Below are 12,420 nucleotides of genomic sequence, written 5' to 3'. Positions count from 1 at the left end.
CGCTCTCGGGAGCCGAAACCTCTTGATCAACTAGCCGAGGGGGCGGGGAGGGCGTGGCTGTCCGGTTTCCCCACCGCCGAGGAGGTGCTCGGGGTGCCGGACGAGGTGTTCGGGATGCCGGCAGGGAGGCGGGAGACGATTCGCGGGCTGGCCCGCGCCGTCGCCGACGGGTCGCTGGACCTGGCGCCGGGCGGGGACCGCGAGGAGACCGTCCGGCGGCTGCTGGCGCTGCCCGGGGTCGGGCCCTGGACGGCGGGCTACGTGGCCATGCGCGCCCTCGGCGACCCGGACGTCCTGCTCCCCACCGACCTCGCCGTACGCCGGGGCGCCGCCGCCCTCGGCCTCCCCGACGCCCCCACGACCCTCGACCCGTACGCCGACCGCTGGCGCCCCTGGCGCTCGTACGCGGTGATCCGACTCTGGAGAGCAGCATGAGCATGAACGACAGCACCGTCATCGACACCCCCGCCGGGCCGCTCAGCATCGTGGCCGGCCCGGACGGCGCGGTCCGGGCGGCGGGCTTCACCGGCGACCCGGAGAGCCTGCTCCCCCTGGTGCACCCGGCCCTGCGGGCGCCGCTGCGGCACCGGGCCGACCTCGGCCCGGTCAGCGTCGCCGTGGCGTCCTACCTGGACGGCGAGCTGGCCGCGATCGACGCCGTGCCGGTCCAGCAGCACACGGGGGGCGCGTTCATGGCACACGCCTGGCAGGTGCTGCGCGAGGTGAAGCCGGGCGACCCGGTAACCTACACCGGTTTCGCCGGGCTGGCCGGCCGCCCCGCCGCCGTACGGGCCGCCGCCGCAGCCTGCGCCCGTAACGCCGCCGCCCTGTTCGTCCCCTGCCACCGGGTGCTGCGCACCGACGGGACGCTCGGGGGCTACCGCTGGGGGCTGGACGTGAAGAAGTGGCTTCTCGGGCACGAGCGGCCATGACGGGAAGCCGACACCTGCGCCGGCCCCGTTTGAGGCTACCGTCGGGTAGTGCCTGCGGAAGGTGACGGCGACCCGGCCTGCCCGGTCGATGCCGGCCGGCACCCGCTGCACAGCCTCTGGCGACTGCGCCACTACCTGCGCCCGCACGCGGCCGAGTTCGGCTGGCTGCTGCTCGCCGGCCTCGCCGCCACCGGGGCCGGCATCGCCGTACCGCTGGTCGCGCAGCGGGTGGTGGACGGCCCGGTGGCCCGGCAGGACCCGGCCGGGCTGTTCCGGCTGGCCGGGCTGGCGCTGCTGCTCGGCCTGGTCGAGGCGCTGCTGATCTTCATCCGGCGCTGGGTGCAGTCGTCGTCCTCGATGCGGATCGAGGCGGCCATCCGCGAGGACGTCTACGCCCACCTGCAACGGCTGCCGACCAGCTTCCACGACCGATGGCAGTCCGGCCAACTGCTCTCCCGGGTCACCAGCGACCTGTCGGTGCTGCGCCGGTTCCTCTCCTTCGGCCTCTTCTTCCTGATCCTCAACCTGGTGACCTACCTGGCCGTGGTGACGCTGCTGATCCGGCTGCACCCCGCGCTGGGGCTGCTGGTGGCGGCGAGCGCGGTGCCGCTGTTCCTGATCAGCCGCCGCTTCGCGCGGCACTACCACGCGGCCTCGCGGCGGATGCAGGACCAGCAGGGCGACCTGGCCACGCTGGTCGAGGAGACCGCGCAGGGGCTGCGCACGATGAAGGCGTACGGGCGGGGGCCGGAACTCGCCGCCCGCTTCGCGACCGGCGCGCGGGCGCTGCACGACACGGGGGTCGGCAAGGGCCGGCTGCTGGCCCGCACCTCCGCCCTGCTCGACCTGGTGCCCAACCTGACCCTCGGCGTGGTGCTGGTCGCCGGCGCGGCGGCCGCCGCCAGCGGGGTGCTGACCATCGGCGAACTGGTCGCCTTCGTCAGCCTCCAGCTCATGCTGATCTGGCCCGTGCAGTCGCTGGGCTGGATCATCGCCAACGGGCAGGAGGCCGCCACCGCCGCCGACCGGGTGCGCGAGGTGCTGGACACCCCGCCGGCCATCGTGGACGCCCCGCACGCGCTCGCCCTGCGCCGCGCCGACGTACGCGGGCGGCTCCGCTTCGAGCGGGTCTCGTTCCGTTACCCGGGCACCGCCGCGCCGGTGCTGCGGGAGATCGACCTGACCGTCGAGCCGGGCGAGACCGTGGCCCTGGTCGGGGCGACCGGCTGCGGCAAGAGCACCCTGCTCTCCCTGGTGCCCCGGCTGCACGAGGCGACCGGCGGGCGGATCACGCTGGACGGGCACGACCTGCGCGAGCTGCGGCTGTCCGCCCTGCGCCGGCTGGTCGGGGTCGCCTTCGAGGAGCCGACGCTGTTCTCCATGTCGGTGTGGGAGAACCTCACGCTCGGCCGGCCGGAGGCCGGCGAGGACGAGGTCCGGGCCGCGCTGGCCCTCGCCCAGGCCGACTTCGCGTACGAGCTGCCGTGGGGGTTGGCCACCCGGGTCGGCGAGCAGGGGCTGTCACTCTCCGGCGGGCAGCGGCAGCGGCTGGCGCTGGCCCGGGCGGTGCTCGGCCGACCCGCGCTGCTCGTGCTCGACGACCCGCTGTCGGCCCTGGACGTGCACACCGAGGCGCTCGTCGAGACCGCGCTGAAGCGGGTGCTCCGCACCACCACCGCCCTGCTGGTCGTGCACCGGCCCTCGACGATCGCCCTCGCCGACCGGGTGGCGCTGCTGGAGCACGGCCGGATCACCGCCGTCGGGCGGCACTCGGAGCTGCTCGCCGCCGTGCCGGCGTACCGCGCGGTGCTCTCCGCCGAGCCCACCCCCGCGCCGCCCGGCGACCGTGGCCTGGTGCGTTCGTGACCGGCGACACCGCCGGCCCCACGAGCGGGGCGGACCTCGCCCGGTGGCGCGGCGTCGCCACCGACCCGGACGCGGACCGCAGCCGCGCCGAGGACACCGACCCCGAGGCGGTGGCCCGGCTCCGGGCCCGCAGCCGGGTGCTGCTGCGCGACCTGCTGCGCCCGCACCGGCGCCGCCTCGCGCTGGCCGTCGCGCTGCTGCTCGGCCAGAACGCCGCCGCGATGGCCGGGCCGTACCTGGTGATGCTCGGCATCGACCGGGCGATCGCGCCGCTGCGGGCCGGCGATGCCGGCCCGCTGCTGGTCGTCGCCGCCGGGTTCGCCGCCGCCACCGCCGTCGAGTACACCGCCCGCCGGGGCTTCCTCACCCTCTCCGCGCGGATCGGCCAGGCCGTCCTGCTCGACCTCCGCCAGCGGGTGTACGCGCACTTCCTGCGCCTGTCGGTGGCGTTCCACGAGCGGTACACCTCCGGGCGGATGGTGTCCCGGCTCACCAGCGACCTGGACTCGATCGGCGAACTGGTCGGCGGCGGCATCGACGGCCTGGTGCTGGCCGTGCTGTCGATCCTGTCGGTCGCCGGCATCCTGCTCTGGCTGGACGTGCCGCTGGCCGCGGTGACGCTGCTCGCGTTCCCGTTCCTGATCCTGCTGAGCCGCTGGTTCGCGCGGGCGTCGGCGGACGCGTGGCGGCGCACCCGGGAGACGGTGGCGCTGGTCATCGTCCACTTCGTCGAGTCGATGCGCGGCATCCGGGCGGTGCAGGCGTTCCGGCGGGAGCCGCGCAACCAGCAGATCTTCGGGGCGGTCAGCGACGACTACCGGCGGGCCAGCCGGGACGCGTTCCGGCTGATCGCGACGTACTCGCCGGGGATCAAGGTGATCGGCAACGTCACCGTGGCGGTGGTGCTCTGCTACGGCGGCTGGCGGGTGCTGGGCGGGGCGACCGGGATCGGCGTGCTGGCGGCGTTCCTGCTCTACCTGCGGCGGTTCTTCGAGCCGATGCAGGAACTGAGCCAGTTCTACAACTCGCTCCAGTCGGCCACGGCGGCGCTGGAGAAGCTCGCCGGGGTGCTCGACGAACGGCCGTCGGTGGCGGAGCCGGCGCGGCCCGTGCCGCTGCCCGCAGGGCCGGGGCGCGGGGCGGTCGCCTTCCGGGCGGTCACCTTCGGCTACCGGCCGGACGCGCCGATCGTCGCCGGGCTGGACCTCGCCGTCCCGGCCGGCCAGACCGTGGCGCTGGTCGGGGCTACCGGCGCCGGCAAGTCGACCGTCGCCAAGCTGCTCGCCCGGTTCCACGACCCGTTCTCGGGCGCGGTCACCCTCGACGGGGTCGACCTGCGCGAGGTCGCCGACGCGGAGCTGCGGCGGGCCGTGGTCCTGGTCACCCAGGAGACCCACCTGTTCGGCGGCACGGTCGCGGAGAACATCCGGTTCGGCCGTCCCGGCGCCGACGACGCCGCCGTGGAGGCCGCCGCGCGGGAGATCGGCGCGCACGACTTCATCGCCGCCCTCCCCGACGGGTACGCCACCGACGTGCAGCGGCGCGGCGGCCGGCTCTCCGCCGGGCAGCGGCAACTTGTCGCGTTCGCCCGGGCGTTCCTGGCCGACCCGACGGTGCTGATCCTGGACGAGGCCACCTCGTCGCTGGACGTGCCCACCGAGCGGATGGTGCAGCACGCCCTCGGCACCATCCTGGCCGACCGCACCGCGCTGGTGATCGCGCACCGGCTCTCCACCGTGGAGACGGCCGACCGGGTGCTGGTGCTCGACGCCGGGCGGATCGTCGAGGACGGCCCGCCCGGCCGGCTCGCCGTCGCTGGTGGCCGGTACGCCGCCCTGCACCGGCAGTGGCGCGACTCCCTGCTCTGAGCGCGCCGGCGGGACGCGTCCGGGCACGGGGCGAAACCACGTGGTCCGGCCCCCGGCCACTGCCTACCATCGACGGATGACCGACACGGAGCGGACGGCCCGCGCCGGCGTCCCCGAACGTCCGAGCCTGGACGGCATCGAGGAGACCTGGGCGCGCCGCTGGCAGGAGGACGGCACGTACGCGTTCGACCGCGCGAAGGCGACCGTTCGGGGGCGCAGCGCGGCGTCAGACGCGCCGAGCCCGAACGGTCGCAGCGCCGACGTGTACGCGATCGACACCCCGCCGCCGACCGTATCGGGCGAGCTGCACATGGGCCACGTCTTCTCGTACACGCACACCGACGTGGTGGCCCGGTTCCAGCGGATGCGCGGGCGCACGGTCTTCTACCCGATGGGCTGGGACGACAACGGCCTGCCCACCGAGCGCCGGGTGCAGAACGTGTACGGCGTGCGCTGCGATCCGGCGCTGCCATACGACCCGGACCGGCAGGCCCCCGACACCCCGGTGAGCGAGGCTGCCCGCAAGGACCCGACCCCGGTCTCCCGGCGGAACTTCATCGAGCTGTGCGAGCGGCTGACCGTCGCCGACGAGCAGGTCTTCGAGGCGCTCTGGCGGCGGCTCGGGCTCTCCGTGGACTGGTCGTTGACGTACACGACGATCGGCTCGGCGGCCCGGGCGGCCTCGCAGCGGGCGTTCCTGCGCAACCTGGCCCGGGGCGAGGCGTACCAGGCGGAGGCGCCGACGCTCTGGGACGTCGGCTTCGCCACCGCCGTCGCCCAGGCGGAGCTGGAGGACCGGGAGCGGCCCGGGGCGTACCACCGGCTGCGATTCGCCGGGCCGGGCGGACGGGAGGTGCTCATCGACACCACCCGACCGGAGCTGCTGCCGGCCTGCGTGGCACTGGTCTGCCACCCCGACGACGAGCGGTACGCCGACCTGGTCGGCGGCACCGCGCGTACGCCGGTCTTCGGAGTGGATGTGCCGGTGCGGGCGCACCCGCTGGCGGACCCGGCCAAGGGCACGGGCATTGCGATGGTCTGCACCTTCGGCGACCTGACCGACGTGACCTGGTGGCGGGAGCTGCGGCTGGACACCCGCGTGGTGATCGGCCGGGACGGCCGGCTGCTGCCCGAGCCGCCGGCCGGCGTGCCGGGGCAGCCGTACGCGGCGCTGGCCGGGCAGACCGTCAACGGCGCCCGGCGGACGCTGGTGGAGCTGCTGGCCGACGCCGGCGACCTGGTCGGCGAGCCTCGACCCGTCACCCACCCGGTGAAGTTCTACGAGCGCGGCGACCGGCCGCTGGAGATCGTCTCGACCCGGCAGTGGTACCTGCGCAACGGCGGACGCGACGCGGGCCTGCGCGACGAACTGCTGGCCCGGGGCGGGGAGCTGCGCTGGGTGCCGGAGCACATGCGGCACCGCTACGCGCACTGGGTGGGCGGCCTGACCGGCGACTGGCTGGTCAGCCGGCAACGCTTCTTCGGCGTGCCGGTGCCGGTGTGGTACCGGCTCGACGACGCTGGCGAGCCGGACTGGTCCCAGCCTCTCACGCCGGCGGAGTCCGCGCTGCCGATCGACCCGTCCATCGACGCCCCGCCGGGGTTCGAGGAGTCGCAGCGGGGCCGCCCGGGCGGCTTCGTCGGCGACCCGGACGTGCTCGACACGTGGGCCACCTCGTCGCTGACCCCGCAGATCGCCGGCGGGTGGGAGACCGACCCGGACCTGTTCGCCCGGGTCTTCCCGATGGACCTGCGCCCGCAGGGTCAGGAGATCATCCGCACCTGGCTCTTCTCCACGGTGGTCCGCTCCCACCTGGAGCACGGGGTGCTGCCCTGGCGGGACACGGTGCTCTCCGGCTGGATCCTCGACCCCGACCGGAAGAAGATGTCCAAGTCCAAGGGGAACGTGGTCACCCCGATGGCGCTGCTGGAGCAGCACGGCTCCGACGCGGTGCGGTACTGGGCGGCGAACGGCAAGCCGGGCATGGATCTCGCCTTCGACCCGGCCCAGATCAAGGTCGGCCGGCGGCTGGCGACCAAGCTGCTGAACGCGTCGAAGTTCGCCCTCGGGCTGGGCGCCGCCGACGCGCTGCGGGCGCCGGCCACCGAGCCGCTGGACCGCGCCATGCTCGCCGAACTCTCCGGCGTGGTCGCCGCCGCGACGTCGGCGCTGGAGGCGTACGACCACACGGCCGCGTTGCAGGTCGCCGAGGGCTTCTTCTGGCGGTTCTGCGACGACTACATCGAGTTGGTCAAGGAGCGCGCCTACGGCTCCGGGCCGGGGGCGGACTCCGCCCGGGCGGCGCTGGCCACCGCGCTCTCGGTGCAGCTGCGGCTCTTCGCCCCGGTGCTGCCGTACGTGACCGAGGAGGTGTGGTCGTGGTGGCGCTACGGCTCGGTGCACCGCGCGACCTGGCCCACCACGTACGAGGTGGACCGGGCGATCGAGGGCACCGGCCAGCCGGAGCTGCTGCGGCTGGCCGCCGACGCGCTCGGCCAGGTGCGCCGGGCCAAGTCGGAGCGGAAACTGTCGATGAAGGCGGAGGTGCCGCTGGCCGAGGCGCTCGGCCCGGCGGCCCTGCTGAAACAGCTGACCCTGATCGCCGACGACGTCCGGGCCGCCGGCCGCATCGCCAAGCTGGACCTGCTCCCCGACCGCACCCCGGAACTCGTCATCGCCTGCGCGTTCTGACCGGCCGGCCCCGCCGCGCTCTCACCGGGCGCGGCGGGGCCGGTGGGCCCAGCGGCGCGGCGGGGCCGGTTGGCTCAGCCGGCGTGGGCGGGGCTCACCAGCCGCGCAGGAGGCGCAGGCCGAGCAGGAAGGCGACGACGGCGGGGCCGACCAGCAGGGTGATGGCCTGAAGGCGGTACGGCATCCGGTGCCGGGTCAGCTCCACCGCGTTGCCCAGCACGATCACCCCCGCCAGCATCAGGAACGCGCCCCACATCGGCGCGGCATGGACGCCGACCAGGTCGACGCGGGTCAGTTGCAGCGTCCCACCGAGCAGCACGGCGCCGGCCAGCGCCAGCAGGGAGACCGCCCGGTGCAGCCCCCGGGCCAACGGATGGACCAGCCGCCAGCGGTAGGTGCCGGCGACCGCCAGGCACGGCAGGATGACCATCAGGGGCCAGCCCCGCCCGAACACGCCGAACATCAGCAGCGCCCCGACCGCGAACACCAGCGCGCCCAGGCAGGCGACCACGTAGCCGGCGAAGGCCCGCCCGCCGCCCCTGGCCAGCAGCGGCCCGCCGGTGGCGGCGATCAGCGCGCCGGGGATCAGCACGAACCCCGCCCACCAGTGGAAGTGCCCGGTGGCCTGCGCTGCCGTGGTGGTCGCCGCCGCCGCCAGCCCGGCCACCGCCAGGCTCACCATCCAGTGCCGGCCGGCACCCGGATAGGACCCCCGCGACATCACCAGCCCCGTCTCCGCGCTCACGCCGTCAGCCTCGCCCAGCCGCCCGGCCCGGTCCATCCGGGCAGCCCTACCATCGCCGGGTCGGGCTGCCCGGAGGCCGTCAGGTCGCGTCCCGGTTCCCGGCGGGACGGCCCGGCCTGTCGGGGATCAGCTCGTCTCGCCGGCCACGCTGAAGGAGCGGAGCCGGTCGATGGCGAGCAGCGTGAAGCCCGCGCTGATCAACGCGGCCATCACCGCCGCCACCGGCACCGAGACGCCGGCCTCCAGCAGCCCGGTGGGGGCCATCCGGTCGGCGAGGGCGATCACGTACTGCTGGATGGAGAGCACCTTGGTGCCGCTGACGACGTTGCCGAGCAGCCCCTCCCAGATCAGCACGTAGACCAGGCCGAGCAGCACCGGACGCCGGGTGAGCAGGCTGAGCGCCACGAACAGCGCCGAGTACGCCAGCGCGCCGACCGCCGACGCGGCGGCGAGCGCCAGGCCGAGTCGTACGGAGTGGGCCAGCACGCCCGCCACGTAGATCGGCACGGCGACGGTGACCGCGGTGACGCCGGCGGCCACCGCCAGCTTGGGCAGCACGATCTGCCAGCGCGGCAACGGCTTGGTCAGGATGTGCACGACGGTGCCGTCGTCGATCTCGGCCCCCAGCACGCCGGTGCCGACGATCAGGGCGACCACCGGGAGCACCACGGCCAGGCCGAGGCCGACCAGCACCGGCGGGCCCCACTCGCCCGGGTCCACCCCGAGCGAACGGGAGAGCACGGCGAGCAGCACCAGCACCACGGGCAGCGGCAGCAGCAGGAGGAACCGGCGACGCCCGAACAGCCCCCGCACGGTGATCCAGGAAACGGTAGACATGGGTTCAGGCCTCCACGAGGTAGGAGAAGACGCTCTCCAGGGATTCGTCCTCGGGCACCAACTGCCGCACCCGGATGCCCTCCGCCAGGGCGATCTTCGGCAGGACGCGGGTGAACGCGCCGTAGTCGCCGGCCCGCACGGTCAGCCCGGCGCGGCCCAGCTCGACCCCCGTCACCGACGCCTCGGCCATCAGCGCGACGGCGAGCGCCCGATCGTCGGTGGAGTGCACGGCGAAGACGTGCGGCCGGTTGGTCATCAGCCGGCGGATGGTACGGAAGTCGCCGGAGGCGGCCAGCCGGCCGGCGACCATCACCTGGACGGTGCCGGAGACCTGCTCGACCTCCTCCAGGATGTGCGAGCTGAACAGGATGGTGCGGCCGGCGTCGCCGAGGCGGTGCAGCAGCTCCATCATGTGCAGCCGCTGGCGCGGGTCCATCCCGTTGAACGGCTCGTCGAGCAGCAGCACCTGCGGCTCGTGCACCAGCGCCGCGGCCACCCGGGCACGCTGCCGCATGCCCTTCGAGTACGTGCCGATCCGGCGGTCCTGCGCGCCCTCCATCTCCACCAGGGCGATCGCCCGGCGGGCCGCCTCCGCCGGGTCCGGCAGCCGGTGCAGCTTCGCGCTGGCCAGCACGAACTCGTACGCGGTGAGGAAGGTGTGCACCGCCTCGCGCTCGCTGACCAGGCCGAGCCGGCGGTAGACCTCGGGGTTGCGCCAGGTGGGCCGGCCGTCCAGGCTCACCGCCCCGCGCGACGGGGCCAGGAAGCCCGCCATCATGTGCAGCAGGGTGGTCTTGCCTGCGCCGTTCGGGCCGAGCAGCCCGGTGACGCCGGGGCCGAGGCTCATGCTGACGTCGTTGACGGCCACCACGTTGCCGTACCAGCGGGAGACACCCGCGAGGTCGAGGGTGCTGGCGGCGGCGGTCGGCGTCCCCGCCGCCTGGTCGACGCTGATCGTGGTCATCGGGCGGCCACCTTCCGGTATCGCAGCATGAGCAGGGCGACGCAGCCGGCCACGAGCAGCACGGCGGCGACCGCGTAGACCGGGCCGAAGTCGCCGATCGGCACTCCGCCCTCCCCCTCGAACAGCAGCAGGTCGCCGAGCGCCCAGGTGCCCACTCCGCCCACCAGCGTCGAGGGCGAGGCGAGGAAGGCCAGTTCGTTGACCGCCTGGGAAGGCATGATCGACAGGGTGCCGACGATCGGGGTGGTCATCAGGAACACGGCCACGATCCCGCCGGCCGCGAACGCCCGCTTGCCGGTGGACGAGGCGACCAGCAGCCCGACCGAGGCGAAGACCGCCGCCCAGAGCCCGGCGTAGAGCAGGCTGGGCAGCAGGTCGAGCAGCTCGTTCCAGACCCCGCGCATGCCGTCGCCGGTGGTGAACGCGGCGCCCAGGAACATCACCAGCTGCGGCCCGCCGAGCAGCAGCCAGAGCGCGGTGGCCAGCGCCAGCAGCTTGGCCAGCGGGTAGTCCGACCTCGGCAGCGGCCGGGAGAAGTAGAGCGGCAGCACCCCGCTGCGCAGGTCCCGCGAGACCAGCTCGGGGGCGACCGCCGCGACGAAGAAGATGACCAGCCAGCTCATGTTGTCGGCGAACTGGGCGTACGTCATCACCGACTCGCCGACCTGGCTGCGTACGGCCGCGAGCCCGGCGGCCACCACGGTGACGATGGCGACCACCAGCCAGGGGAAGATCTTGGCCTTCGCGCTGCGGCCCAGCCCGAACGCCGTCCGCAGGCCGTGCAGGTAGAGCGCGCCGAAGACGGCCCGGCGGCCCAGCCGGGGACCGGTGTAGCGCTGGTAGCCGATGTCGTGGATGACGCCGGTCGGCTCAGGCATGGCTGGGCTCCCTCGTGGCGAAGAGTTCGGCCACCCGGTGCCGGCGCTGGTCCAGCCGGTGCAGCGGCAGGTCCAGCTCGGCGACCGCGCCGAGGATCAGGTCGTAGGTGGCGTCGTCGGCGAGCTCGACGAGCAGCAGCCGGCCGTCCCGGCGTACCGGCAGGTCGAGCGCGGCCAGCCGGGCGGCCAGTTCGTCGGTGCCCTCGCTCACCTCGACGGCGAGCACGTCGGTGGCCGAGGTCATGGCGGAGATGTGGTCGGCGCGCAGCAGCCGCCCGCCGTCGATGGCGACGAGGGTGTCACAGATCCGCTCCACCTCGCCCAGCAGGTGCGAGCAGACCAGCACGGAGATGCCGAACTCGGTGCCGATGCGGTGCACCAGCGCCAGCATGGCGTCGCGGCCGGCCGGGTCGAGCCCGTTGGTCGGCTCGTCGAGCAGCAGCAGGTCGGGGTCGTGCACCAGGGCCTGGGCGAGCTTGACCCGCTGCTTCATGCCCGTCGAGTAGCCGCCGACCGGGCGGTAGCGCTCCTCGTAGAGCCCGACGTGCCGCAGCGCCTCGGAGGCCCGCTCCCGGGCGACCGTACGCGGCAGGCCGCTGACCCGGCCGAGGTGGGTGACCAGCTCGGCGGCGGAGAGGTCCGGCGGCAGGGCGTCGTGCTCGGGCATGTAGCCGACCCGGGCGCGGACCTGGGCGGAGTCGGTGGTCGGGTCGAGGCCGAGGACCCGGACCCGGCCGCTGGTCGGGGCGAGGAGGCCGAGCAGGATCTTGATCAGGGTGGACTTGCCGGCGCCGTTCGCGCCGACCAACCCGATGATCCCCGGCTCGACCGCGACGGTCAGGTCGGCCAGCGCGGTGACCCCACCCCCGTACGTCTTGGTCAGCGAGTCGGTCGCGATGAGTGTCACGTCGTACAGCGTAGGAGGCGAGGACCCCTGTGGGCAGCGGCTCGCCCCCGGGCGCTCCCCTGATCCTGGCGGCCCGCGTCCCCTAGGGTCCGGCGCGGTCCCCGGCGGTGGCGGGCGTGTCGGCACCGCCGGCACGTGTCGGCCTCCGCCACGTCCGTACGGGGCAGACAGGACGCGGCCCGGGCCGACACACTGTGGGCATGACCCGACTGTTCCGCGCGCCGCTGACGTGGGTGGTGGTCGCCGTCCTCGCCGCCGGCTCGGCGTTCGGGCTCTACTGGTTCCAGCCCTGGAAGCTGGTCACCGACGCCGAGGTCGACGAGGCGCTCTCGAGCGTGGCGGCCACGCCGGCGCCGACGGTCTCCGCCACGGGCGCGGCGCCCTCCCCCGCCGGGCCGGTCCTCGTCGGGCAGGGCGACTTCGTGACCCACGAGCACGACACGTCGGGCAGCGCGCGGATCGTCCGCGCCCCCGACGGGCGGCACCGGCTGGAACTCGTGGGCCTGGCCACCTCCAACGGCCCGGACCTGCGGGTCTGGCTCAGCGACCAGCCGGTGCGCAGCGGCACCGCCGGGTGGCGGGTCTTCGACGACGGCCGGTGGGTCGAGCTGGGCCGACTCAAGGGCAACCGGGGCGACCAGGGTTACGACATCCCGGCCGACGTCGACCTGACGGGCCTGACCAGCGTCTCCATCTGGTGCAAGCGGTTCGCCGTCTCCTTCGGGGCCGCG

General features: G+C 74.6%; 11 protein-coding genes. 6 read left to right on the top strand and 5 right to left on the bottom strand.

What is annotated here, in order from left to right; genetic code table 11:
- The 5 genes from F6X68_RS23555 to valS form a co-directional block, all read left to right on the top strand.
- Positions 1-435, top strand: a 435-nt coding sequence (locus tag F6X68_RS23555) for a DNA-3-methyladenine glycosylase (protein ID WP_370518977.1), incomplete at its 5' end; no start/stop codon positions are given.
- Positions 432-932, top strand: coding sequence for a methylated-DNA--[protein]-cysteine S-methyltransferase (locus F6X68_RS23550; protein ID WP_151456325.1), 501 nt, complete (start codon positions 432-434; stop codon positions 930-932). The genes F6X68_RS23555 and F6X68_RS23550, both read left to right, overlap by 4 nt.
- A 48-nt stretch (positions 933-980) precedes the next feature.
- Positions 981-2,798: an ABC transporter ATP-binding protein gene (locus tag F6X68_RS23545; protein WP_151456324.1), complete on the top strand. Its 1,818-nt coding sequence runs from the start codon at positions 981-983 to the stop codon at positions 2,796-2,798.
- Entirely contained in the window at positions 2,795-4,666 is a 1,872-nt protein-coding gene (locus tag F6X68_RS23540) for an ABC transporter ATP-binding protein (protein ID WP_151456323.1), read from the top strand. Before F6X68_RS23545 ends, F6X68_RS23540 begins: the two co-directional genes overlap by 4 nt.
- Before the next feature lie 76 nt (positions 4,667-4,742).
- Entirely contained in the window at positions 4,743-7,358 is a 2,616-nt protein-coding gene (gene valS, locus F6X68_RS23535; RefSeq protein ID WP_151456322.1) for a valine--tRNA ligase, read from the top strand.
- A gap of 94 nt (positions 7,359-7,452) precedes the next feature.
- Here valS and F6X68_RS23530 read toward each other — a convergent pair whose 3' ends face one another.
- From F6X68_RS23530 to F6X68_RS23510, 5 genes are all read right to left on the bottom strand, one after another.
- Entirely contained in the window at positions 7,453-8,103 is a 651-nt protein-coding gene (locus tag F6X68_RS23530) for a hypothetical protein (protein ID WP_225852385.1), read from the bottom strand.
- 126 nt (positions 8,104-8,229) lie between these two features.
- Entirely contained in the window at positions 8,230-8,940 is a 711-nt protein-coding gene (locus F6X68_RS23525; protein ID WP_151456321.1) for an ABC transporter permease subunit, read from the bottom strand.
- A 4-nt stretch (positions 8,941-8,944) separates the two neighbouring features.
- Complete coding sequence (locus F6X68_RS23520) at positions 8,945-9,904, bottom strand: ABC transporter ATP-binding protein (RefSeq protein ID WP_121399775.1); 960 nt, start codon at positions 9,902-9,904, stop codon at positions 8,945-8,947.
- Positions 9,901-10,782 carry an ABC transporter permease gene (locus F6X68_RS23515; protein ID WP_151456320.1) on the bottom strand — a complete coding sequence of 294 codons (882 nt, stop codon included), beginning with the start codon at positions 10,780-10,782 and terminating at the stop codon, positions 9,901-9,903. Before F6X68_RS23515 ends, F6X68_RS23520 begins: the two co-directional genes overlap by 4 nt.
- Positions 10,775-11,689: an ABC transporter ATP-binding protein gene (locus F6X68_RS23510; protein WP_132231009.1), complete on the bottom strand. Its 915-nt coding sequence runs from the start codon at positions 11,687-11,689 to the stop codon at positions 10,775-10,777. Before F6X68_RS23510 ends, F6X68_RS23515 begins: the two co-directional genes overlap by 8 nt.
- 200 nt (positions 11,690-11,889) lie before the next feature.
- Here F6X68_RS23510 and F6X68_RS23505 point away from each other — a divergent pair.
- On the top strand, positions 11,890-12,420 hold a 531-nt coding region (locus F6X68_RS23505), incomplete at its 3' end, for a DM13 domain-containing protein (protein WP_151456319.1).

The organism is Micromonospora sp. AMSO12t, assembly GCF_008806585.1.
GTDB lineage: Bacteria > Actinomycetota > Actinomycetes > Mycobacteriales > Micromonosporaceae > Micromonospora > Micromonospora reichwaldensis.
This window is presented reverse-complemented; position numbering and strand designations above follow the sequence as displayed.